At 38.9% G+C, this 25,446-nt stretch carries 21 protein-coding genes and 1 pseudogene; 10 read left to right on the plus strand and 12 right to left on the minus strand.

Features of this window, described 5'->3' with window-relative positions; all coding sequences use genetic code 11:
• Together HMPREF2750_RS09985 and rsmI are read right to left on the minus strand one after the other, a co-directional pair.
• Positions 1–159 (minus strand): annotated as a pseudogene (locus HMPREF2750_RS09985) (metalloprotease TldD); the annotation flags it as partial.
• 66 nt (positions 160–225) lie between these two features.
• Positions 226–1,074, minus strand: a complete 849-nt coding sequence (gene rsmI, locus HMPREF2750_RS06805) for a 16S rRNA (cytidine(1402)-2'-O)-methyltransferase (protein ID WP_070583147.1) — start codon at positions 1,072–1,074, stop codon at positions 226–228.
• Positions 1,075–1,143: 69 nt separating this feature from the next.
• On the opposite strand from rsmI, the gene HMPREF2750_RS06810 reads away from it, so the two are divergent.
• The 7 genes from HMPREF2750_RS06810 to lysS all read left to right on the plus strand — a co-directional run bounded on the left by HMPREF2750_RS06810 (position 1,144) and on the right by lysS (position 10,056).
• On the plus strand, positions 1,144–2,865 hold the full coding sequence (locus tag HMPREF2750_RS06810) for a penicillin-binding protein activator (RefSeq protein ID WP_070583148.1): 1,722 nt from the start codon (positions 1,144–1,146) through the stop codon (positions 2,863–2,865).
• Positions 2,866–2,868: 3 nt separating this feature from the next.
• A complete protein-coding gene (locus HMPREF2750_RS06815) occupies positions 2,869–3,228 on the plus strand; it encodes a YraN family protein (protein WP_049384218.1) in 360 nt (119 codons plus the stop codon).
• A 12-nt stretch (positions 3,229–3,240) separates the two neighbouring features.
• On the plus strand, positions 3,241–3,825 hold the full coding sequence (locus HMPREF2750_RS06820; RefSeq protein WP_070583149.1) for a D-sedoheptulose-7-phosphate isomerase: 585 nt from the start codon (positions 3,241–3,243) through the stop codon (positions 3,823–3,825).
• Positions 3,826–3,909: 84 nt separating this feature from the next.
• On the plus strand, positions 3,910–4,491 hold the full coding sequence (gene dolP / locus HMPREF2750_RS06825; RefSeq protein ID WP_070583150.1) for a division/outer membrane stress-associated lipid-binding lipoprotein: 582 nt from the start codon (positions 3,910–3,912) through the stop codon (positions 4,489–4,491).
• Positions 4,492–4,766: 275 nt separating this feature from the next.
• Positions 4,767–7,037 carry a class 1a ribonucleoside-diphosphate reductase subunit alpha gene (nrdA, locus tag HMPREF2750_RS06830; RefSeq protein ID WP_070583151.1) on the plus strand — a complete coding sequence of 757 codons (2,271 nt, stop codon included), beginning with the start codon at positions 4,767–4,769 and terminating at the stop codon, positions 7,035–7,037.
• Between the two features lie 95 nt (positions 7,038–7,132).
• Positions 7,133–8,263, plus strand: a complete 1,131-nt coding sequence (gene nrdB / locus HMPREF2750_RS06835) for a class Ia ribonucleoside-diphosphate reductase subunit beta (RefSeq protein ID WP_014065539.1) — start codon at positions 7,133–7,135, stop codon at positions 8,261–8,263.
• 284 nt (positions 8,264–8,547) lie between these two features.
• On the plus strand, positions 8,548–10,056 hold the full coding sequence (gene lysS, locus HMPREF2750_RS06840) for a lysine--tRNA ligase (RefSeq protein ID WP_070583152.1): 1,509 nt from the start codon (positions 8,548–8,550) through the stop codon (positions 10,054–10,056).
• Positions 10,057–10,191: 135 nt separating this feature from the next.
• On the opposite strand, the gene HMPREF2750_RS06845 is transcribed toward lysS, so the two are convergent.
• The 6 genes from HMPREF2750_RS06845 to pxpB form a co-directional block, all read right to left on the minus strand.
• Entirely contained in the window at positions 10,192–11,337 is a 1,146-nt protein-coding gene (locus HMPREF2750_RS06845; protein ID WP_070583153.1) for a 5-methyltetrahydropteroyltriglutamate--homocysteine S-methyltransferase, read from the minus strand.
• A gap of 195 nt (positions 11,338–11,532) precedes the next feature.
• Entirely contained in the window at positions 11,533–12,897 is a 1,365-nt protein-coding gene (locus HMPREF2750_RS06850) for a patatin-like phospholipase family protein (RefSeq protein ID WP_070583154.1), read from the minus strand.
• Between the two features lie 135 nt (positions 12,898–13,032).
• Entirely contained in the window at positions 13,033–14,226 is a 1,194-nt protein-coding gene (locus HMPREF2750_RS06855; RefSeq protein WP_070583155.1) for an NRAMP family divalent metal transporter, read from the minus strand.
• Positions 14,227–14,274: 48 nt separating this feature from the next.
• Positions 14,275–15,018, minus strand: coding sequence for a 5-oxoprolinase subunit PxpA (pxpA, locus tag HMPREF2750_RS06860; protein ID WP_070583156.1), 744 nt, complete (start codon positions 15,016–15,018; stop codon positions 14,275–14,277).
• Positions 15,005–15,934, minus strand: a complete 930-nt coding sequence (locus HMPREF2750_RS06865) for a 5-oxoprolinase subunit C family protein (RefSeq protein WP_070583157.1) — start codon at positions 15,932–15,934, stop codon at positions 15,005–15,007. Before HMPREF2750_RS06865 ends, pxpA begins: the two co-directional genes overlap by 14 nt.
• Positions 15,931–16,572, minus strand: a complete 642-nt coding sequence (pxpB, locus tag HMPREF2750_RS06870; protein WP_070583158.1) for a 5-oxoprolinase subunit PxpB — start codon at positions 16,570–16,572, stop codon at positions 15,931–15,933. Before pxpB ends, HMPREF2750_RS06865 begins: the two co-directional genes overlap by 4 nt.
• A gap of 208 nt (positions 16,573–16,780) precedes the next feature.
• Between pxpB and fbp the strand changes: the two genes are divergently transcribed.
• Positions 16,781–17,785, plus strand: a complete 1,005-nt coding sequence (gene fbp / locus HMPREF2750_RS06875) for a class 1 fructose-bisphosphatase (protein WP_065243994.1) — start codon at positions 16,781–16,783, stop codon at positions 17,783–17,785.
• Between the two features lie 90 nt (positions 17,786–17,875).
• Here fbp and lptG read toward each other — a convergent pair whose 3' ends face one another.
• On the minus strand, positions 17,876–18,949 hold the full coding sequence (lptG, locus tag HMPREF2750_RS06880; protein WP_371448516.1) for an LPS export ABC transporter permease LptG: 1,074 nt from the start codon (positions 18,947–18,949) through the stop codon (positions 17,876–17,878).
• An 11-nt stretch (positions 18,950–18,960) separates the two neighbouring features.
• Positions 18,961–20,052, minus strand: a complete 1,092-nt coding sequence (lptF, locus tag HMPREF2750_RS06885) for an LPS export ABC transporter permease LptF (protein WP_070583159.1) — start codon at positions 20,050–20,052, stop codon at positions 18,961–18,963.
• 104 nt (positions 20,053–20,156) lie between these two features.
• Between lptF and HMPREF2750_RS06890 the strand changes: the two genes are divergently transcribed.
• Positions 20,157–21,632 carry a leucyl aminopeptidase gene (locus HMPREF2750_RS06890; RefSeq protein ID WP_070583160.1) on the plus strand — a complete coding sequence of 492 codons (1,476 nt, stop codon included), beginning with the start codon at positions 20,157–20,159 and terminating at the stop codon, positions 21,630–21,632.
• Between the two features lie 59 nt (positions 21,633–21,691).
• Here the strand turns inward: HMPREF2750_RS06890 and HMPREF2750_RS06895 are convergent, their stop codons facing one another.
• On the minus strand, positions 21,692–22,543 hold the full coding sequence (locus tag HMPREF2750_RS06895) for an endonuclease/exonuclease/phosphatase family protein (RefSeq protein ID WP_070583161.1): 852 nt from the start codon (positions 22,541–22,543) through the stop codon (positions 21,692–21,694).
• A gap of 214 nt (positions 22,544–22,757) precedes the next feature.
• On the opposite strand from HMPREF2750_RS06895, the gene ytfE reads away from it, so the two are divergent.
• Positions 22,758–23,432 carry an iron-sulfur cluster repair protein YtfE gene (ytfE, locus tag HMPREF2750_RS06900; RefSeq protein WP_070583162.1) on the plus strand — a complete coding sequence of 225 codons (675 nt, stop codon included), beginning with the start codon at positions 22,758–22,760 and terminating at the stop codon, positions 23,430–23,432.
• Between the two features lie 69 nt (positions 23,433–23,501).
• Here ytfE and HMPREF2750_RS06905 read toward each other — a convergent pair whose 3' ends face one another.
• Positions 23,502–25,427, minus strand: a complete 1,926-nt coding sequence (locus HMPREF2750_RS06905; protein WP_070583180.1) for an LTA synthase family protein — start codon at positions 25,425–25,427, stop codon at positions 23,502–23,504.
• Positions 25,428–25,446: the final 19 nt, after the last annotated feature.

The following is a 25,446-nucleotide window of genomic DNA, read 5'->3' on the forward strand; positions in this document are numbered from 1 at the left end:
AATACTGTCTTCTAATACCCAGCTTTCATCTTGGCTCAATTGAAAATAAAGATCCGCATAATCAATATGACGATGCGACATCACATCAAAAATATTAAGCAATGATTGATACGATAAATTGCTTGGTGCAAGTAAGGTATCTGAAACCTGTTTTAACATTTGTTCTCCGAAATTAATCAAATTCTGTTTTCATCCCTCTTACTAAAGAGGGCTATTTCTTAAAAATTAGTCTAAATTATCCAATCCAAATTGGTATAAAGCATTTTTCTTATAACCATAAAGTTCTGCCACAATTGCTGCAGCTTTTTTTAAAGGTAATTCTTTGGCGATCAAGGTGAGCGCTTTAATTGCTTGTGGTGCAAATTCGTCACTACCTTCTGATTTTGGTTTGCCTTCCACGATTAACACCATTTCACCTTTCGTGCGATTCGGATCTTCACTTAACCATTGACGAAGATCACTTAATTTATCCCCCGCAATGCTTTCCCACGTTTTCGTAATTTCACGGGCAAGTACTACATAGCGTTCACCACCTAATACCTCTTGCATATCGGTAAGGGTATCTAAAATGCGGTGCGTTGATTCATAGAAGATTAAAGTGCGGTCTTCTTCCGCAACGTTTTCTAACTTATCCTTACGCGCCTTGGTTTTCGCAGGTAAAAAACCTTCAAAGCAAAAACGGTCTGACGCAATGCCCGATGCACATAATGCCGTAATTGCCGCACAAGCACCGGGTAGCGGCACCACTTTAATACCTGCCTCACGACATTGACGCACTAAATGAAAACCCGGATCGCTAATCAAGGGCGTTCCCGCATCAGAAATTAATGCAATATTGGTGCCTTGTTTTAGCTTTTCTACCAATACATGAGCTTTTTCTTGTTCATTGTGATCATGCAAGGCGAAAAAAGGCTTTTTGATACCATAATGACTGAGCAATAAACCACTGTGGCGTGTGTCTTCCGCAGCAATTAAATCCACTTGTGAAAAGGTCTCTAAAGCACGTTGTGTAATATCTTGTAAATTCCCGATTGGCGTGGCGACAATATATAAAATTCCGGTTAAATCATTCATTTTTGTTTGCTTTTACATTGTGAGATAAGTAAGATCGCCCATTATTGATTTATTCATTATGGAGCGAATATGTCTATTCTATTACAAGGCGGTCGTTTTAAAAAACGTTTAATGCCGATTTTATTGTCTGTTGCGTTAGCAGGTTGTTCTAACTTATTTGGCAGCAGCTTTACCCAAACATTACAACGTGATGCCAATGCAAGTTCTGAATTTTATATGAACAAATTAGGGCAAACACAGGATAAAGAAGATCAACAAACATACAAACTCTTAGCAGCTCGTGTATTAATTTCTGAAAATAAAGTACCCCAAGCGGAAGAGCTATTAACGGAGTTAGTTGACTTAAACGAAGCACAACAATTAGATCGTACGTTAATTGAAGCGCGCATCGCCGCAGCAAAAGGTAATAATGATGTTGCTGAAGGTAAATTACGTGCACTCGATCTGACTAAATTAAGTCCATCACAAAAATCTCGTTATTACGAAACCTTTGCTCAAACAGCAGAAAATCGTAAAGACGTGATTGAAGCGGTGAAAGCGCGCATCAAAATGGATGAAAATTTAACAGACATGCAACGTCGTAAAGATAATGTTGATAAAACTTGGTCATTGCTCCGTTCTGCGAATGCCGCTGTCATCAATAATGCCTCAGATGAAGGTAGCGTAGCATTAGGCGGTTGGCTCACCTTAATTAAAGCTTATAATGACAATATCCGTCAGCCAGTACAATTAAGCCAAGCGTTACAAAGTTGGAAATCCGCTTATCCAAACCACGTTGCGGCAACCTTTTTCCCTAAAGAGCTAGAAAGCTTGTTGAATTTCCAACAAACGAATTTAGCTCAAATTGGTTTAGTCTTACCTTTAAGCGGCGATGGCCAAATTTTAGGTACAACTATTCAATCAGGTTTCAATGATGCAAAAGGTGACTCAACCATCCCTGTACAAGTATTTGACTCATCAACTACACCGATTAATGACATTATTGCACAAGCAAAAGCATCGGGTATTAAAGCGTTAGTGGGTCCACTACTTAAACAAAACGTCGATGCCATCATTGCGAACCCAAGCGCAGTACAAGGCATGGATGTGCTCACATTAAATGCAACAGCAAATACTCAAGCAATTAACCAAGTCTGTTATTACGGTTTATCTCCAGAAGATGAAGCAGAGTCTGCAGCAAACAAAATGTGGAAAGATGGTATTCGCAATCCAATCGTTGCGATGCCGCAAAATGATTTAGGACAACGTGTAGGAAACGCTTTCAACGTGCGTTGGCAACGTCTAGCGGGTACAGATGCGAATATTCGCTACTATAATTTACCAGCTGATATTACCTACTTCTTCCAAGGTGCACCACAAGATACAAGTGCACTTTATGTCATCTCTTCACCAGATGAATTGGCTGAAATTAAAGGTTATTTAGATACCAGCAATCCGAATGTCCGTATTTATGCAAGCTCTCGTTCTAACGCAGCAAGCAATACACCAGAATACTATGCGAAAATGAATGGCGTTCAATTTAGTGATATTCCATTCTTTAAACAAAGCGATTCTTCACAATATCAAAAAGTGGCTGGCTCAACCGGTGGTGAATTCCAATTAATGCGTTTATATGCTATGGGTTCTGATGCATGGTTGCTCATCAATCACTTTAATGAATTACGCCAAGTACCAGGTTACACCTTAAGTGGTTTAACCGGTCAGCTTAGCGCGGATTCAAACTGTGATGTGGATCGCGATATGACATGGTATCAAGTACAAGATGGTAACGTGGTAGCGGTTGCGAACTAATCCATGTTTTCATTAAAACGTCAACAAGGGGCGGGCTTTGAACATCAAGCCCGCCTTTTCTTAGAGTCTAAAGGTCTCAAATTCATCGCAGCAAATCAACATTTCAAATGCGGTGAATTAGATCTCGTTATGCAAGACGGGCAAACCATTGTGTTTGTTGAAGTACGCCAACGCTCCAACTCAACATTTGGATCTGCTGTTGAAAGTGTAGATTGGCAAAAGCAACAAAAATGGCTAAATGCCGCAAATTTGTGGCTTGCCAAACGCAACCTAAGCCTCGAAGATGCGGATTGTCGTTTTGATCTCATCGCCTTTGGAAAAACCGCCAGTGATATCCAATGGATTCCTAATTTTCTCGATTAACCTTTTCCGATTATGTTACAAAAAGTTAAAGATATTTATAGCGAAAGTATTCAGATTCAAATCTCTGCTTCGAGCCTATTATCAGAAAATATTGCCACCGCCACACAAATGGTGATGCAATGTTTATTAAGTGGTCATAAAGTGATTGCCTGTGGTGTCGCTCGTTCTTATGCGAATGCGCAGTTCTTAGTGTCAAATTTGCTTAATCGTTATGATTTTGAGCGCCCGAGCCTGCCATCCGTACATCTTAGCCTTGAAAGTGCGGTCGGTTCTTCACTGGTTTTTGATCAACCTATCGATCAGCTTTATCAACATCAATTCAACGCTATCGCTAAGCCTGGCGATTTATTGATAGCCTTTGCGCCTCTTGGTACAGAAAAAGCGGTGCTGAATACGATTGCGAATGCCGTCAATAAAGAAATTCAGGTCATAGCCTTAACCGGTGCAAACAATGATGCAATTCAAGGTGTGTTAGCTGAAACAGATTTAGAAATCTCGATTCCCGCGACGAAAGAAGCACGCATTTTGGAAAATCATTTATTCATTATTAATGCACTGTGTGAGCTTGTTGATAGCACGCTTTTTCCAAGAGCTTGACATTAAAGGCTTTTCCAACCAAACTATTTCTAAAATTAATTGACTAATTAGTTAACTCACTCATTTATAAAAAGGAGATTAGTGATGAAATTAACCCCATTAAAAAAACTCGCCTTCGTACTTGGTGCATCTATTATGTTACAAGGCTGTGTGGCTGCTGTACTTGGTGGCGCGGCTGCTGGTGCTAAAGTTGCAACGGATCCTCGCACAATGGGGACCCAAGTCGATGATGAAACCCTAGAAGTAAAAGTTGAAAATGCATTAGATAAAGATGCACAAATTAAATCAGAAGGTCGTGTACATGCCGTTTCTTATAGTGGCCGTGTATTATTAATTGGTCAAGTGCCAAGTGAAGGCGTGAAAGAAACCGCAACCAGTCTTGCAAAAGGCGTGGAGGGTGTGAATGACGTCTATAATGAATTACGTGTGGGTAATAAAATTAACTTTGGTCAAATTACCAAAGACAGTTGGATTACCACACAAATTAAATCTAAACTCTTTGTAGGCGATAATGTAAAAGCAACAGATGTGAAAGTGATCACCGAAAATGGTGAAGTATTCTTACTCGGAAACGTCACACAATCACAAGGTGACTCAGCTGCAGAAATTGCAAGTAAAGTTACCGGCGTTCAAAAAGTTGTCAAAGTATTTAAATATTTGAATTAATTAATTTTTTAACCCTTAAAGTGCGATCAAAAATCATCTCGTTTTTGACCGCACTTTTTTCTTTACAAAGATTTACAAAAAAGATCCTGCTTAAAAAAACATCACTTCGAAAAAAAGTTATTTGTTTTAAATGACTTATCTTTTGTCAATAATGTAAGTAAAAAATTTACTGCTTGAATTCAATTTTAAAACACTCTATCTTGTGCATCGTTATTTTTCATAACACTATATCTTGTGTTTTTTTAAAGTCATCTCTCTAGCAGGTTTTATCTCCCATGAACAAAGGATTAATGGTTACAAAGCGCGATGGTACGCTTGAACAAATCAATTTAGACAAAATTCACCGAGTGATTACTTGGGCGGCTGAAGGCTTGGAAAACGTGTCTGTTTCTCAAGTTGAATTGCGTTCTCATATTCAATTTTATGAAGGCATTCGTACCTCTGATATTCACGAAACGATTATTAAAGCAGCGGCAGACCTAATCAGTAAAGATACCCCGGATTATCAATATCTTGCTGCACGTCTTGCGGTTTTCCATTTACGCAAAAAAGCGTATGGCCATTTTGATCCGCCTCGTTTATACGATCATGTGAAAAAATTAGTGCGCATGGGCAAATACGATCCTGCACTTTTAGCCGACTATACTCGTGAAGAATGGGATGAAATGGATGGGTTTATTGATCACTGGCGTGATATGACCTTTTCTTATGCCGCAGTAAAACAATTAGAAGGAAAATATTTAGTTCAAAACCGTGTAACCGGTGAGATCTATGAATCTGCGCAATTCCTTTATTTATTAGTTGCAGCGAGCTTATTCTCAAAATATCCACAAGAAACCCGTTTGGATTATATTCGTCGTTTCTATGATGCGACCTCAACCTTTAAAATTTCCTTACCTACGCCAATTATGGCGGGGGTTCGTACGCCTACTCGTCAATTCAGCTCTTGCGTATTGATTGAATGTGGTGACAGCTTAGACTCTATCAATGCTACCTCTGCAGCAATTGTGAAATACGTTTCACAACGAGCTGGTATCGGAGTAAATGCAGGTGCAATTCGTGCGTTAGGTAGCCCTATTCGTGGTGGTGAAGCATTCCACACTGGCTGTATTCCATTCTATAAACACTTCCAAAGTGCCGTTAAATCTTGTTCACAAGGTGGCGTACGTGGTGGTGCGGCGACAGTTTACTACCCGATTTGGCACTTAGAAGTTGAAAGCTTATTAGTATTGAAAAATAACCGTGGTGTGGAAGATAACCGTGTGCGTCATATGGACTACGGCGTACAGTTAAATAAATTAATGTATCAACGCTTAATTAAAGGCGCAGACATTACTTTATTTAGCCCTTCAGATGTACCTGGACTTTATGAAGCTTTCTTTGCTGATCAAGATAAATTTGAAGAACTTTACGTGAAATACGAACAGGATCCAAATATCCGCAAACGTGCTGTAAAAGCCGTTGAGTTATTCTCTTTATTAATGCAAGAACGTGCATCAACCGGTCGTATTTATATCCAAAACGTGGATCACTGTAATACCCATTCACCATTTGATCCGCTTGTTGCCCCAGTGCGTCAATCTAACTTATGTTTAGAAATTGCATTACCAACTAAACCATTACAACATTTCCATGATGAAAATGGTGAAATTGCCCTTTGTACACTTTCAGCGTTCAACTTGGGTCAATTAGATGATTTAGACGAGTTAGATAACTTAGCGGATCTTGCAGTACGTGCATTAGATGCATTACTAGATTACCAAGACTACCCTGTTCCAGCGGCAAAACGCTCTTCATTAGGTCGTCGTTCACTTGGTATTGGTGTAATTAACTATGCGTATTATTTAGCGAAAAATGGTGTGCGTTATTCTGATGGTTCAGCGAACGATTTAACTCACCGTACATTTGAAGCGATTCAATACTATCTATTGAAAGCCTCCATGAACTTAGCGAAAGAATTAGGTGCATGCGAATACTTCAATGAAACCAATTACGCGAAAGGTATTTTACCAATCGATACGTATAAGAAAGATATCGATAGCTTAACGCAAGAACCATTACATTATGATTGGGAAACATTACGTCAAGAAATCAAAGAATTCGGTTTGCGTAACTCAACCTTAACCGCATTAATGCCGTCAGAAACCTCTTCACAGATTTCTAACGCAACAAATGGTATCGAACCGCCACGTGGTCATGTGAGTATTAAAGCGTCAAAAGATGGTATCTTAAGACAAGTTGTACCGGATTATGAAAACCTAAGTGATAACTACGAGTTGCTTTGGGATATTCCAAGCAATGACGGTTACTTACACTTAGTGGGCATTATGCAAAAATTCGTAGACCAAGCGATCTCTGCAAATACCAACTACGATCCGAAACGTTTTGAAGACGGTAAAGTGCCAATGAAAGTGTTGTTAAAAGATCTTTTAACCGCTTACAAATACGGCTTAAAAACCCTTTACTATCAAAACACTCGTGATGGTGCTGAAGACAGCCAAGAAGATTTAGATGATGGCTGTGCGGGTGGCGCTTGTAAGATTTAATAATTTAGGTGGGCTTGTTTACAAGTCCGCCTTTTGATATTTTTAGGCAATCAATCATTAAGTGGGTAAAAGCCCGCTATAAATAAGGATATAACATGGCATATACTACTTTCTCACAAACTAAAAACGACCAATTAAAAGAGCCTATGTTCTTTGGTCAAAATGTTAATGTTGCACGTTACGATCAACAAAAATATGAGACGTTTGAAAAGCTCATTGAAAAACAACTTTCTTTCTTCTGGCGTCCGGAAGAAGTGGATGTTTCACAAGACCGTATCGACTATGCCGCGTTACCTGAGCATGAAAAACATATTTTCATCAGTAACTTAAAATATCAAACCTTATTAGATTCTATTCAAGGCCGTAGTCCGAACGTTGCATTGTTACCGTTAGTGTCTATCCCTGAATTAGAAACCTGGATTGAAACTTGGACCTTCTCTGAAACCATCCACTCTCGTTCTTACACACACATTATTCGTAACATTGTGAACGACCCATCTATCGTGTTTGATGATATCGTGACGAACGAAGAAATCATCAAACGTGCGCGTGACATTTCTTCTTATTACGATGATTTAATCCGTGATAGCCAACTTTACAGCCTGTACGGTGAAGGTACTTACACGGTAGATGGTAAAGAATGTGTGGTGACATTACGTAACCTGAAAAAACAACTTTACCTTTGCTTAATGAGTGTGAACGCACTTGAAGCGATTCGTTTCTACGTATCTTTCGCTTGTTCCTTTGCCTTTGCAGAGCGTCAATTAATGGAAGGTAATGCGAAAATCATTAAATTTATCGCACGTGATGAAGCCTTACACTTAACGGGTACACAGCACATTTTAAACATCATGGCTGCGGGTCAAGACGATCCTGAAATGGCAGAAATTGCGGAAGAATGTAAACAAGAAGCTTATGATTTATTCTTAGCCGCCGCAGAACAAGAAAAAGAATGGGCAGATTATTTGTTCAAAGACGGTTCAATGATTGGTTTGAACAAAGACATTCTGGTGCAATACGTGGAATATATCACTAATATCCGTATGCAAGCCGTTGGTCTTCCATTACCATTTGGTGCACGTTCAAACCCAATTCCATGGATTAATGCATGGCTTGTTTCTGACAACGTACAAGTGGCACCACAAGAAGTAGAAGTGAGTTCTTACCTTGTTGGTCAAATTGACTCTAAAGTCGATACCAATGATTTCGGTGATTTCGATCTTTAATTAATCATTCTACGTAAAGAGCGGTCAGTATTTTCAAAGTTTAAAACCTCTGAAAAATTGACCGCTCTTTTTGTTTGTATGAATATCAAGACATGATGATAAACGTTTTGATTAAAAAAATAGCACAATTTTGCTTTCCTGCATTTATCACCAACGCTTTCCCTATAAAACAGATGACTTCATTAAAAAAGGCTTAACAAAAAACAATGCTATGGGTAGAATAGAAGAAACCTTTTTATTTTCAATAAATCACATTCTAATTACAAACTAGCGAGGTAAAGGATATGTCAGAACAAGAAGTGAAAGAATTAGATCTCAATGGCGAAATGCTCGTTCGCCGTGAAAAATTAGCCGCATTACGTAAAAAAGGTAATGCGTTCCCGAATCAATTCCGTCGTGACGCCCTTGCTCAAGATTTACATGATAAGTACGAAGCCGAAGATGGTGAAGTATTAAAAGAAAAAGCCATTGAAGTTGCCGTTGCTGGTCGTATTATGACTCGTCGTGCAATGGGTAAAGCTACCTTTATTACCTTGCAAGATATGAGCGGCAAGATCCAATTATATGTTGCTCGTGATAACCTTCCTGAAGGCGTTTATGCTGAAGATGTAGGTAACTGGGATTTAGGCGATATCATTGGGGTGAAAGGTACACTTTTCAAAACCAAAACCAATGAATTAACCATCAAAACCACTGAAGTTCAACTTTTAACCAAAGCACTTCGTCCGTTACCAAATAAATTCCATGGTTTAACAGACATGGAAGCCCGTTATCGCCAACGTTACTTAGATTTAATTTCTAATGAAGAATCTCGTCGTACTTTTGTGATTCGTTCAAAAGTGGTAGCAGGTATTCGTGAATTCTTTATTTCTAAAGGCTTCATGGAAGTTGAAACTCCAATGCTACAAGTGATTCCAGGCGGTGCGTCTGCTCGTCCATTTATCACTCACCACAATGCATTAGACGTTGATATGTATCTTCGTATTGCGCCAGAACTTTACTTAAAACGTTTAGTGGTTGGTGGTTTTGAACGTGTCTTCGAATTAAACCGTAACTTCCGTAATGAAGGGGTTTCTGTCCGTCACAACCCAGAATTTACCATGCTTGAATACTACCAAGCTTATGCGGATTATCATGATTTAATGGATAACACCGAAGAATTATTACGCAAACTCGCGATTGATATTCTTGGTACAACCATTGTGAAATACGGTGATTTAGAATTTGACTTTGGCAAACCATTTGAACGTATTACATTACATGATGCAACCATTAAATATGGTGCTGATAAAGGTATCGTAAAAGAAGATCTTTATGACTTCGATCGTGCAAAAGCGACAGCTGAACGCTTAGGTATCGAAGTACAAAAATCTTGGGGTCTCGGCTCTATCGTAAATGCGATCTTTGAAGAAGTGGCTGAACATCACTTAATTCAACCAACCTTCTTAATGGCGCATCCAGCAGAAATTTCACCTCTTGCACGTCGTAACGATGAAAATCCAGAAGTAACAGACCGTTTTGAATTGTTCATTGGTGGTCGTGAAATTGGTAATGGCTTCTCAGAGTTAAACGATGCTGAAGACCAAAATGAACGTTTTGATGCACAAGTTGCAGCGAAAGAAGCGGGTGATGATGAAGCGATGTTTAAAGACGATGACTTCGTTGTTGCACTTGAACACGGTTTACCACCAACAGCAGGTGAAGGTTTAGGTATCGACCGCTTAGCAATGCTTTTCGCTAACGCACCATCTATCCGTGATGTGATCCTCTTCCCTGCAATGCGTCAAAAATAATTAAATTAAAATAACATAAAAGGAAGTCTATCGGCTTCCTTTTTTATTATTTAAAAGTGCGGTCATTTTTAACCGCACTTTCATAAAAAAGAGATAACCGCTTTCACCGTTATCCCTTTTACATTCCAATTGAAATTATTTACCCCAAACTTCTTCCGCGATACTACGGATAAATTCGAGTTTTTTCCATTGTTGTTCTTCTGTCAGAATATTCCCTTCTTCTGTTGAAGCAAAACCACATTGTGGACTTAAGCAAAGTTGATTGATATCCACATATTGTGCTGCTTCTTTAATACGAGCAATAATTTCATCACGGTTTTCTAACTCACCCGATTTTGAGGTTACTAATCCTAACACCACTTGTTGATTCTTAATAAAGCGTAAAGGTTTGAAATCGCCTGCACGATCACTGTCATACTCCAAGAAGAAACCATCTACATTACAATGACCAAATAAGGTTTCTGCGATAGGCTCATAACCACCTGCCGAGAACCACGTTGAACGGAAGTTACCACGACAAATATGCATTGTAATCGCTAAATCAGCTGGTTTCGCAGCTACGATTTTGTTTAACATATACACATAATCTTTAGCAATCTGATCTAAATCTAAACCGCGTTCAGTATAGGTTTTACGTTTATCTTCCGCACAGAACTCGCCCCAACTGGTATCATCCAACTGTAAGTTACGGCAGCCTAATTTATAGAAGATATTCATCGCATCAATATAAGCATCAGCAATATCATCTAATAACAACTGATTGTTATCTTTATAACGTTCAATTGGCTGATAATCTGTGGCTCGTACTGTACAAATTAAATGAAGCATAGACGGAGAAGGAATGGTTAATTTAACTTCAGTCTCCCCTGCCATTTTTTGCAATGAGCGGTAATGCTCTACGAAAGGATGGCTCTCTGAAAAACCGATCTTATCCACAATTTTTAACGTTTTCGGACGGACATTATCGTGCTTAAATTGCACTGAAAATTTTTCAGCATCCACTTCTTTCACGCCATCTAATGCCGCTAAGAAATCTAAATGCCAAAAAGTACGACGAAATTCACCATCGGTCACTGCATGTAATCCAACATTTTTTTGATGTTCAACCAATTTAGCAATTTCTGCATCTTCAACTTGCGTTAAATCAGCACAAGAAATATCACCACAACTGCATTGATGACGAGCCTGTTTTAAATTCTCTGGACGTAAAAAACTGCCTACAATATCAAAACGATATGGCGCAGAAGTCCGAATTGTGGCATTTGGAAAAAGTTTACTCATTTTGCTTTCCTATATTTAATTAATTTTAAGATAGACTGAGTGTAACAAAATTAACGTCTTCATTAAAGATTTAGACGTCTAGATGGATGTGAATTTTGTTGTGATTTTATATGAATAGAATTGATATAAAGAATTTAAAAAAGAAAAGTGCGGTTAATATTCCTGATAAATTTTAACTGCACTTTAATCATTGGGCTATTGTAATGCTTTCAGTGCCTTATGATATTCTTTCGATTGTTCCAATAAAACCTTGGCCGCTTCACGCAATTTGTCCACATCTGATTGGGGTAAATAGAAAGATGTCCCGATATTAAGCACATCATTTTTTAACTGCCCCTCAGGCAAATCTTTCAAACTTAAATTAACAAAATAAGCTTTAATTTTTGCACCTTTTTTATGTTTAGCGTAAGCATTCCATTGGTCAGCAAATTTTTGTGAATATTTCACGGTAGATTCCGTTGTTTTATCAATCGGTACATTTATCACCGTGTTCACCACTTCTTTGATTCCTGGCACATCAGCAGACTTATCAATATGGCTCGAGAGCTCATTTTGGGCATTGACGTTTATCACGACAATATTGCGTAAATTGTAATTTTTCAGCTCTGTATACAATTTTTTGACAGTGAGTAAATTCGACATATCCAACAAGCTTGCCAAGCCCAAATTATCTGTTAAACCACCGTCAACCAAATGTAAATAAGGTTTTTCCTCATTATTTTGATAAGAAGCCGTACGTTTTTTCATGGTTTCAAAATTGTTTAGCCACAAACGATTTCCTACTTTCATCTGTGTCAATAATTCTTTTTTACTCTTGGCTTGGCAAGCACCACCATGATTATTTTGTGTAATGGGTGAAAAAATTAATGGAACAGCACTGGATGCTGCCACCGCTCTTGCAATTTCAACATCATTTAAATCTACACAAAGCCAATCAAAAAAATCTTGAGTGAAAGAGACCTCCTGTCCAGCGACCATGTCGGTAGCATTAATTACAGCAAAAGGTCCTTTACGTTGTTCAAGATCTGCAAATTTTTTCCCACGATATAAAGCAAGATTGAGTTGCTCCTGCAACAAATCGCTTCGGCCAAATTGTGGTGATGTAAGCCGAGGCACATTACTCACCGAAAATACTTCATTGATGACTTTTTTCTGGAAATTCTTTTTCAAAAAAGAATTATTAAATTTAGGGATAATGTCCTGTCCCTCCAAAGCAAAATAGGCTGCTAATACTGAGCCGCCAGACACCCCATACACAATATCAATATTTTGCAATAAGGTGCTACCTTTCTCTGTTGGACGCACTGAGACATTTTGGAACTGCTCTAACACGCCATAACCTAAAGATGCCGCGCGAGAGCCACCACCTGAAAAAGTCATAATCACCAAATTTTCTTTTTGTAATGCCTGCTGCATCGCATTTTCCAAGCGATATCCCTTTTGTGGATCTATTTGCTCAATCGTTTTAGTGGGATGATAAGTAATTGAATTGCAAGCAGCAAGCAAAGCAATACTGCCAGCAAGTAAACTTGATTTGAAAGGAAAATGAGTAAGTTTCATAACAGTATTCCTTTATTGTGATTGAATACTTTTAATTCTACACAGATTTAGGGATAAAAAAAGTGCGATTGATTTTTGAATATTACACTGAAAACTCTCAGTAAATTCTAACCGCACTTTAGTTTGAAATAAAAACTAACTTACAAAACTAGACACATAAGAAATTATGGTTTTTCCACTTAATATTGCCATAATAATCACTACAAACCAGCCAGCAAAAGCTAAACAAATTGGGTGTTTATAGCTTCCAACAATATCACTTCGGTAAGCCGCTAACAGAATTAATGCGAGTGCAATTGGGAGAATTAAACCATTCAATGTTCCCACAAAGACTAATACCGCTGCAGGTTTTCCGACCGTCACCAACACAACTGTAGAAATCACGATAAAGGCGATAATCCAACGATTACGGTTACGTTCAATGGTTGGACAAAGGCTTGAGAGGAAAGAAACTGAAGTATAAGCCGCACCGATAACAGATGTAATGGAAGCCGCCCAAATCACGACGCCAAATAACACTTGACCGAAATTGCCAGCTACATATTCAAAAGGCGTTTCAGCAGGATTTTTAGGATTAAGAGGAACACCTTTTACCACGATGCCAAGTACCGCGAGGAATAACACAATTCGCATAGTTGAGGCGATCAAAATAGCCGAAACAGAACTACGACTCACTTCCGCCATCGCTTTTTCACCTTGAATGCCTGCATCTAATAAACGATGAGCTCCTGCAAAGGTAATATATCCCCCTACGGTTCCCCCAACTAATGTCACAATGGCAATCGGATCAATTTGCTCTGGAATGAAGGTACGATATGCCGCCTCAACAACAGGTGGTTCCGTTTTAAACATGACATAAAATGTAAGTGCAATCATGATAAAACCCATTAATTGCGCAAAGCGATCCATTAATAATCCTGCTTCTTTACGCAAAAAAATTAAAATGGCAATAATACCGCTAATGATCGCTCCCGTTTCTGGTGCAATACCGAACATTGAGTTTAAACCAAGACCGGCACCACCCACATTACCAATGTTAAACGCGAGTCCGCCCATCACAATAAGCGCTGCAAGGAAATATCCTGCACCAGGGAAAACCGCATTAGAAATATCCTGCGCACGTTTTCCTGATACCACCACAATTCGCCAAATATTAAGCTGAGCACCAATATCTAACAAAATCGATAATAAAATCACAAAGCCAAAACTGGCTAATAAGGTATTTGTAAACGTTGCAGTTTGAGTTAAAAAGCCCGGACCTATTGCTGAAGTCGCCATTAAAAAAGCCGCCCCCAGCACCGCATTTCGGCGGTGAGTGATTGATGCCATAAAGCACCTCCCTTATTAAGTTGATGTTGTGTGTTATGTTTACTCGGCTTATGCCGTTATTGTTATTGTTATATGATTTTTCTCTAATTCTTCCACAATACGTGCCGCAAATTGTAGAGAATGTTGATTATCGCCATGTAAACAGATACTTTCTGCTTTTACTGGCACAAGGCTTCCATCAATGGCATTGACTTGACCTTCTGTTACCATTTGTAACACTTGTTGAATGGCTTCCTCATCAGACTCCACCATTGCATTCGGTTGCGAACGAGGCACTAAACTTCCATCAGGCATATAATGGCGATCTGCAAACACTTCTGAAATGATTTGCAAGCCTTCTTCCTCTGCTATACGTAACATTAAGCTGCCCGCTAATCCCATTAATTTTAAATTTGGATCAAATTGATGAACGGTTTGAGCAATCAAACGAGCAAGCTTTTCATCTTTTGCAGCTTGATTGTATAAAGCACCGTGAGGTTTAACATAACTCATCGTCACATCTTCACCATCACAAATTGCTTTTAAGGCGCCAAGCTGATAGCGTAAATGTGCAACTAATTCTTGCGCGGGTAAATCCATTTGAATACGCCCAAAATTGTCTCGATCTGGAAAGCCTGGATGAGCCCCAATGCGTACCTGATTTTCTTTCGCAAATCTAACCGCACTTTGCATTTCTTTTGCTCCACCAGCATGTAAACCACAAGCAATATTGGCAGAAGAAAGCAATTTTAATAAGGCCTCATCAAAAGGAAAACCTTCAGCAATATCGGCATTTAAATCAATTTTTTTCATCGACAATTCTCCTAATTTGATCGAGGTATATCTCATTTTTACGACGCAATTTTACGGCTTGTTCTAAACTAACTGCCTCGAATTGAATGGTTGAGCCTAAACGTACCTGTGCCAACGCACCAAGATCCGCATCGATCACATTGGCAATTTTTGGATAACCGCCCGTAGTTTGTGCATCAGCCATTAAAATAATTGGTTGACCACTTGGTGGCACTTGTACGCTTCCAAATTGAATAGCATGAGAGAGCATTTCCAGCGGTTGCTTTAATTCTAATTTTTGCCCTTGAAAACGATAACCCATGCGATCACTGTTGCTTTGCAACGTCCATTTACTTCGCCACCAATAATATTGGGATTTTCGTTTAAATGCCTGATATTCAGAGGACGGTAACGCATGAATAGTATGTTTAAGTGGAATAGGTGCAATCCCAATTTCACTACGCAAAATAGGATCATTTACCGTTTGCAGTTGATCGCCAACTTGTAAACAACGCCCTTCTACACCGCCTATTTGAGCGCGAAGATCCGTACTACAAGAGTTAAGCTCTTGGGATAAGACGAAGCCACCCTGAACACATAAATAGCCATACATACCAATTTTTGCACGTACCATTTTCAGCACTTGCCCCGCTCTTGCCTGATAACGCCAATAGGCAAAAATCGGTTTGTCATCTAAGGTCATTTCATAAAATGCCCCCGTCACACAAAAATTCATATCTTGCTGAAATTGTAATGTAAGACCACCTAAAGGCACTTCGATTGCTGGGGCTCCCTCTGCATTTCCCAGTAGAATATTGCCTGCTCGTAATGCTAATTTGTCCATTGCCCCACAATGACTGATTCCAAATCGACGTAAACCAAAACGGCCTAAATCCTGCATTGTGGCACGAGATTGCACATCAATAATATGAATCATAATTCAATGCCCTCCACAACAAATTTCACTGTATCGCCAGCTTGTAATAAAGTGGGTTGTGCTTGATTTTTGTCAAAGAGTGCTTGCTTGGTATGGCCGATTAATTGCCATCCACCTGGAGAGGAAAAGGGATAAATACCGGTTTGAGCTCCACCAATACCAACGGAACCTGCAGGAACAACAGTTCGAGGTGTGGCACGACGAGGCGTGTGTAAGCATTCAGGCAAACCGCCCAAATAAGGAAAACCAGGTTGGAAACCAATCATATACACGGTATAGGTGGGCTCACTGTGCATTTGAACGATCCGTTCCGGTGTTGTGTTATGTAATTTGGCGACCTCACATAAATCTTGGCCTAATTCACCGCCATAAATTACCGGGATTTCGATATGACGACCTTGAAAAGTGGATACTTTTAATTCTGTCCAACATTGTTCCAAGCGTTGAATAAGCGGTGCAAAATCCACATAAAAATCCGTGAAGACCGTGAGATTATTCATCCCCACGACAACTTCTACAATATCTTGCTGAGACTGTAGTTGGTTGGCAAACGCCCAGAGTTGACGTTGTTGTTGAAGTGAAGCTGGTGGTGGTAAAGAGCAAACCACCGCCGACTCGCTGATCGGGGTTATATTCATAGGATACCCTTTATTATGATGTTGTGTTGTTTGTTATTTTTTTGTTACACCTCTCTTTTAAAGGATATTTATAGCTTTTGTCAAGGCTTTATATTGAAAATAAAGTGTGATGCAGATCTCATTATTCATATTTTGATCTCAATCAAAATTATGAAATAGCGTATAATCAAGGTATCTGTTACTTAACAATGATAAAAAAGGAATAAAAATGAAAACATTGAGTGAATTTATTGTTGAACGCCAAGCAGAGTATCCAAATGCAAAAGGGGAACTTAGTGGTATTTTGTCTTCTATTCGTTTATTAGCAAAAATCATTCATCGTGATATCAACAAAGCAGGTTTAACCAATATTCTTGGTCAGTCTGGTGTCGAAAACGTGCAGGGTGAAAGCCAAATGAAATTGGACTTGTTCGCCCATAACACCATGAATGCAGCCCTTATGTCACGTGAAGAAGTGGCAGGTTTTGCTTCAGAGGAAGAAGAAAGTTTTATCGCTTTTGATACTGAACGCGCTCGTAATGCAAAATATATTATTTTGACCGACCCACTTGATGGTTCATCCAATATCGATGTGAACGTTTCTGTTGGTACGATTTTCTCTATTTACCGTCGTGTATCCCCTATTGGCTCACCTGTTACCTTAGAAGACTTTATGCAACCAGGTAATAAACAAGTGGCTGCGGGTTATATCGTCTATGGTTCATCTACCATGTTGGTTTATACCACTGGCCATGGTGTAAATGGTTTCACTTATGATCCATCTATCGGTACATTCTGCCTTTCTCATGAAAATATGAAGATGCCAAAAGAGGGTAAAATCTATTCCATCAATGAAGGACAATATCTCAAATTCCCACAAGGGGTAAAAAAATACATTAAATACTGCCAAGAAGAAGATAAAGCAACTAACCGCCCTTATGCATCACGTTATATTGGTTCATTAGTAGCTGACTTCCATCGTAACTTATTAAAAGGTGGTATCTATATTTACCCAAGTGCAACTAACTATCCAAATGGTAAGCTTCGTTTGCTTTATGAAGGCAATCCAATGGCATTCTTAGCAGAACAAGCGGGGGGGATTGCATCTGATGGTTACAATCGAATTTTAGATATTCAACCAAGTGAACTTCACCAACGTGTACCACTTTTCATCGGTTCCGCAGAAATGGTGAAAAAAGCAGAAGAAATGATGAGAGAATTTAAAGAAGATTAAACTCCTAAAGTGCGGTCAATTTTGATCGCACTTTTTTAGCGAACAAAAAGGCGAACTTTATATGTTCGTCTTTCTCATTTTTTGTATTAATTAATCTCGTTTTCTTGCAAGTAGCCACCAAATAATCGCCATAAATAAAAGACTTGGCATCAGTGCACCTAAAAAGGCTGGCGCATTAAATACCACACTCATTTGTCCAAAAATTTCATTGACGACATAGAACAAGAAACCAAAACAAATCCCCGTTACGATTCTCGCTCCTGCAGTGACACTACGTAATGAACCAAAGATGAAAGATAACGCAAGCATCATCATTACACCTACAGAAAGGGGCTGAAAAATCTTACGCCAATAGGTTAATTCAAAACGGCGAGAATCCTGTCCTGTTTGTTTTAAGAAAGCAATATATTCATACAAACCGGAAATAGATAATGACGTTGGACGTAATGAAACTGCGCCTAATTTATCTGGCGTTAAGCTTGTTGCCCAATCTTCTGTTAAACGGTTTGTTGTGGTAATTTGTTCTTTTGATACTGCTGAATTATTCACTTGACGCAACTGCCATTGATTATTTTCAGCAGAATATTGTGCTTGATTTGCATGCTTCAAATGAGTGAGATTACGCTGTTCATCAAAGGTATAAATATAAATATCTTCTAATTGTGCATCATCTTTAATTCGACGCACATACACGAAATTATTACCGTCTTTTGCCCATACACCATTTTTTACCGAAAGCATTGAACCACCGGAAAGCGCACGAGTACGCATATCACGGGCAAACTGTTCAGTTTGTGGAATCCCCCACTCACCAATAATCATGGTAAAAAGCACCAGTGGAAGTGCCGTTTTCATGACAGCTAATCCAATTTTAAAACGAGAAAAACCCGCAGATTGCATGACCACTAATTCACTACGGCTGGCTAAATTACCTAAAGCAATTAAGGCACCTAACAAGGCCGCCATTGGGAAAAAGGTTTCCACATCTTTAGGAATGGTTAATCCTGTATAAGCCACCGCTTGCCAAATATCATAAGAACCTTTCCCTACGCTACGGAATTGCTCTACAAATTTGATAATTGCTGAAAGGCCAACCAACGTAAATAGCGTGGCAAAAATTGCCCCCAAGATGCTTTTACCGATATAACGATCAAGAGTATTCATCAACATTGTTATTATCCTTTTCTGAATACACGACGGAATTTATGCATAGCGGTACTATCCCAACTATTCAGCACAATTCCTAAAATTAAAAAGGCGATATTTACCAACGGCATTAACAAACCAGCATCAAGCTTACCTGCACCACCTGCAGATTTAAATGAACTTTGTAATAAGAAGTAAATTAAATAAAGCAATAATGCCGGTAAGATTTTCGCAAAACGGCCTTGGCGAGGATTTACTTTACTCATTGGTACAGCAATAAGCGCCATTAAAGGCACGGCTAAAATTAAGGTAATTCGCCAATGCAATTCTGCTTTGGCTGCGGGACTTTTATCTTTTAATAATTGCTCAAAAGATAATTCAGCCGCTTCATCACTTTCTGTATTTGTCTCTTGATGGCCTAAATACGCTTGGTAGTCATCAAAATGTGTAATACGGAAATCAGGAAGCACGGATGTACCTTCTACACGCAAGGTATTCTGTAAATTCAAGACTTGGTCGCCATTTGGTAACGCTTTTAATTCACCTTTTTCAGCGGTAACCACTGACGGTTTCGTTTGGCCTTTGGCTTTCATTTGGAAAAGATAAACATCACTGATTTGATTACCGTTAATCTTATCAATGAATAAAACGAAATTATTGTTGCTTGTGGACATAAATTGACCCGAAGTCAACGCACCCATGGTGGGATTTGCTTTAGCATCTTCAACAATGGCTGCTTGTTTTTGAATCGCCCATGGGGAAAGCCATAAAGCGTTATAAGCAGCTAAGCCCGCTGTGAGTAAAGAAAGAATTAACGCCACGCGAACAAGAATACGTTGACCTACACCACAAGCACGCATAACGGTGATTTCACTTTCTGCATAGAGACGACCGAAAGTCAGCAAAATGGCGATAAACAAACATAATGGCAACATTAATTGCGCCATTGTTGGCATCCCTAATCCGAGTAAAGAGAACACAAGATCGGCAGGTACTTTACCATTTGCCGCAGAACCAAGTACGCGAACAAGTTGTTGGCTGAAGAAAATTAAAAGCAAAATAAACAAAATCGCAATCTGGCTTTTAAAAACTTCTTTTGTTAAATATCGGGTTAATATCATTCTTTTTTCTAACTAAAAAACACGGGAAACTGGCTAATTTAGATGGCGTATGATACCTTATTTTCACTGATTTAAATAGCAAATTAGCAACATAAGGAAATAACATGAAATATCAAGCAAACTCAACCACACTTTCTCAATCAACCGATTGCCTTATCATCGGCATTTATGAGAACAATGAATTGACAAAAAGTTTCAATGAAATCGACCAAATCACAAAAGGCTACCTTAGTCAGTTAGCCCAAAGCCAAGATCTTTCAGGTAAAATTGGCCAAGCGACTCTGCTTCATTCGTTACCAAATCTTGAGGCTAAACGTGTATTAGTCGCAGGTTGTGGTAAAAAAGGCGAAACGACTGAACGCCAATTTAAACAAATCATCCAACGTGTGACCCAAACATTAAAAGAATTAAATATTCAACAAGCGGTGAATAATTTGACAGATGTGGAAATTAAAGATCGCGATCTATTTTGGAATGTACGTTTTACTGTTGAAACCATTGAACATAGTCTCTATCAATTCGATGAATTTAAAAGTAAAAAAGCGGATGCTATCTCACTTCAAGAAATCATTTTTAATACCGATGATTCACTAGCTCAACAAGCTATCGCAGAAGCACAAGCCATTGCAAATGGTGTAAAAGCCGCGCGTAATATCGCGAATATGCCGCCCAATATTTGTACACCGGCTTATTTAGCTGAACAAGCTAAAAATTTAGCCGAAACATCAACCGCACTTTCCCTCGATGTGATTGATGAAGAAGACATGACAAAGCTTGGCATGAATGCGTATTTAGCCGTATCTCGAGGTTCACAAAATCCGGCTTATATGTCTATTTTACATTTCAACAATGCACCTGATAAAAATGCGAAACCAATCGTATTAGTGGGTAAAGGCTTAACCTTTGATGCAGGCGGTATTTCTTTAAAACCTGCCGCAGATATGGATGAAATGAAATACGATATGTGCGGTGCAGCGTCTGTTTTCGGCACAATGAAAGCTATTGCAGAATTAAACCTGCCATTAAATGTTATCGGCGTATTAGCGGGATGTGAAAACTTACCTGATGGCAATGCTTATCGTCCAGGTGATATTATCACCACGATGAACGGTTTAACCGTAGAAGTATTAAATACTGACGCTGAAGGACGTTTAGTACTTTGTGATGCGCTTACCTATGTAGAACGTTTTGAACCGCAATATGTGATTGATGTCGCAACCCTAACAGGTGCTTGCGTGGTGGCGTTAGGCCAACATAACAGCGGCTTAGTTTCAACTGATGATGCCTTGGCTGAACAGTTATTACAAGCCGCACAACAAACTACTGATAAAGCTTGGCGTTTACCGTTGAGTGAAGAATATCAAGAGCAATTAAAATCTCCATTTGCTGATTTAGCCAATATTGGGGGGCGCTGGGGCGGCGCAATTACTGCGGGGGCATTCCTCTCTAACTTTACGAAAAAATATACTTGGGCGCATTTAGATATTGCGGGGACAGCTTGGCTTCAAGGCGCCAATAAAGGTGCAACAGGTCGTCCAGTATCTTTATTGACACAATTCTTAATTAACCAAACTAAATAATTAATACATAGGGCTAACATTACGTTAGCCCTAAATTTTTCTAAAAATCTGACCGCACTTTATTCCAATTCGAATTCCATCAGTAATGGATTATGATCTGACGAAGTAACCACTTCTGATGTCGCACTTACCACTTTTACGCCTCGCGTAAAAATATAATCCAGTGGATAACCTAAAAATCTAACCCGCTCATCTTGAGAGAGCGCCACTGCATCTAGTCCATATTTTTGCATCAGATTATTCACTAAATTCAGACGACGTTCATTCCATGCATTAAAATCGCCAGACATAATGATGGAGCCTTGATGATTTTCCACAAAAGAAAAGAGCTGCTCTAACTGGGTTCGATAAGTGGAAATTCCCCATTCAAAATTAATCAAATGCATATTAATCAGTAGCAAGCTACTGCCTTTTTCTAACGGAAAACTCATCACACTAGCCACTTTAGGTATTTGTATTAATGGTTCAGCTACGCCACCACCGCAATACCATTCTGGCTGTGTTTGGGTAAATGTCTTGACACCGGATAAGAGATCTTTAAAAGAAAAAGAGGACACAAAAAGTGCGGTCGAAAATGTACTTAAATTTTGATGCTGCGTCGCCTCTTGTAATAACACAAAATCCGCTTGTTTAGAAAGTCGATCTAAATCTTCTTGCCATCCTTTATCTTGCCCTTTATGTACATTCCAAGTTATTAAATGAAAGCGAGAAGAGGTAAGTTTAGGAACTAAATTATCAGCCTTGTCACATTGCATATTTAACCTGTTTTCAAAAGGAATATAATTTACTTTTTGTGACGTATTTAATTGAATAAATGTACGTTCAAAAATTGTTAAATTCGCAAAAAAATATCCAGCACCTAAAACCACTAACATCAAGCCAATAGCCAAAAATCGATAGATCCACTTCATGATTATCCCCTCTCTATGCTCGAATAATAACACCTCATCAAAGCAATGCAACTTTCACTTTTAATACTCATCAATACCTACCTACAACACGGTAACTTTAACTTTTTGCTTTGATTTAAATCATACTTTGCTAAAAAAACCGTTGCATTTTCCATTTATTATCTTAGTATTTCACTCAACTTTTAACTCTACCTCATCAATAAGGAGATTCATTATGTATTTTGGAGATAAAAAATTAAGTGAAATCGCAGTCAGCGTACCCGGCTCAACTTCTCTACTTCGTGAATATAATTTGGATTTCTGCTGTGGTGGTTCCGATACACTTGCAAACGCAGCGGCAGAAAAAGGATTAAATTTAGCAGAAATTGAAACGCGCTTAACCGAGCTTCAAAACAGCAAAGCAGAAAACCCGGAAGAATATTGGGTTAATGCAACTTATCCTGAAATTATCGATCATATCTTAGTTCGCTACCATCAACGCCACCGCGAACAGCTTCAAGAATTAATCGTCTTAGCGGATCGTGTAGAAAGTGTTCATGGCGATCGTGAAGATTGTCCTATGGGTGTGGCAGCTGAATTACGCAATGTCTATGAAGATTTAAGCAACCATATGATGAAAGAAGAGCACGTGCTTTTCCCAATGATCAAAGCTGGCAACTATATGATGGCGCAGATGCCAATTCGTATGATGGAAATGGAACACTCCGAACATGGCGAACATTTGGAAGTATTGAAATCATTAACAAATAATATGACGCCTCCAGCAGATGCTTGTAATACATGGCGTGCACTTTATAGCGGCATCCAAGAATTTGCAGACGATTTAATGATGCATATTCATCGTGAAAATAACATTTTATTCCCACGTGTGATTGCTGAAAATCACTAAGCAAAAATCATATAAAGAAAAAGGGCGAAATCATTCGCCCTTTAAAATTAGCCTAAAACTGACCGCACTTTACTTCTCTTCACTGCCTTTATATAAACGGTTTTTATACAAATAGCTGCCAAGTAAAGCATGTGCCAACGCTTCTTTTTTCATTTCTTCCGGCACCTCTTTTTCGGTCAATGTATCTTTTTCTTTATCATACACATAGCCTTTTGCTTTGCTATTTGGTGTTTGAATAACAACATCATGATTGCCTTTCATTAAGGCTTGAGTTTGATCAAACTGCATAAAGGCACGATTCGGATTCACATCTTGCGTTAAATCAAAGCCAATCATCGGATAATTACCACTTACACCCGCAATAGAAAGTAAGGTCGTTGGCATATCAATTTGGCTCACTAAACGACTGTCTCGGCGTGGCTCAACATGATCACCTAAAATTAACGCAGGAATATGGAAATGCTTAATTGGCACCAAGCTTGCCCCAGCTGCACGAGAATCATGGTCGGCAATCACCAAGAACACGGTATCTTTCCAATAATTAGATTGTTTCGCTAATTTGAAGAAATAACCAATCGCATAATCTGCATATTTTGCGCTGTTATTACGGGTTGCTTTTGGTTGCTCGTAAAGCTCAATTTTACCATCAGGAAATTCAAAAGGATCGTGATTGCTCGAACTAAACACTAAGCTAAAGAATGGTTTTCCTTCATTCTGTAATTGGGTAAAAGTTTCGTTCGCTTTATCAAATAAATCCTCATCACTCACGCCCCAAGTCGCAGTAAATTTAGGATTTTGGTAATCTTTTTGATCGATAATATTTTGGAAACCATTACCATAGAAGAAGCTTGCCATGTTATCAAAGTGTTTTTCACCACCATAAATAAAGGAAGTGTTATAACCTTGTTTAGCAAGTAAATCTGCAATAGTAAAGAAACCACTTTGACTATTATTTAATTTCACTACCGCACGTGCTGGAGTAGGTGTAAAACCAGCTGTCGTGGCTTCAATACCACGTACAGATCGTGTACCAGTTGCATAGAGATTTTCAAATAACCAGCCTTCTTTGGCTAATTTATCAAATTCAGGTGAAAGTGGTTTTCCGCCTAATGTACCGACAAATTGCGCGCCAAAACTTTCTTCCAAAATAATGACGATATTTTTCGGTTTACCTTGATAAGTGGCTTGGTTTTTCGTTAAGGTTGGAATCTTCTCTGAAATATAATCACTTTCAGGACGGCCACGGCTTGCTTTAACAATACGCAACATTTCATCGGTATCCATTTTGCCATAGGCTTCAGAAGATGCCCCTTCGTCTTTAAATTGTTGGGCGGCATAAAGAACAGAATAGCCTGAATTCAACACGAGCGAATTGACTAACCCATCGGAAGAAAAAGCCACCATTGCAGGGTTCACACCACGGTGCTGAAAACTCGAACGCGCCCCTAAAAAGGCAACTCCAATCACGAGTAATGCGACAACGGGGCGTAATTTCCAGCTCATTGAACGTAAGTTCTTCACCGCATAACCCGAGAGTATCCAATAACAGAAGAAAGCCGTAACGGTAAAAATAAGGCTAAAAATGACCGCAGTTAAATGGCCTTCCATCAACATTGAAAAGACTTCTTTCGGATAAATTAGATATTCGATAAACAGACGGTTTGGACGAAAATCATAGGTTTCGATAAATGCAGGCGTAGCCAGTTCCATAAATAGAATGAACACACTACCGAGAGTAAGCCAAATGCGTAAAATCATTTTCCAAATACGGCTATTATGAAATAACACCGTAAATAATGCTGGCACACCAAATAGATAACACAAAGCCACGATGTCCATACGCAAGCCTTGTAAGAATAATTGCCCCCAGCCCGCTACCGCAGAGACACGGTCTGCCTGCCAAATCGCAAGCCCAAGACGAGACAAGGTGAAAATGATCAGATTAATGATGACGAAGAGAAAAATCGGATATAAAGGAGAACGTGTTTGTTTCATTTTGACACTCATAAGTCCT

Source organism: Haemophilus sp. HMSC066D02, assembly GCF_001810545.1.
GTDB lineage: Bacteria > Pseudomonadota > Gammaproteobacteria > Enterobacterales > Pasteurellaceae > Haemophilus_D.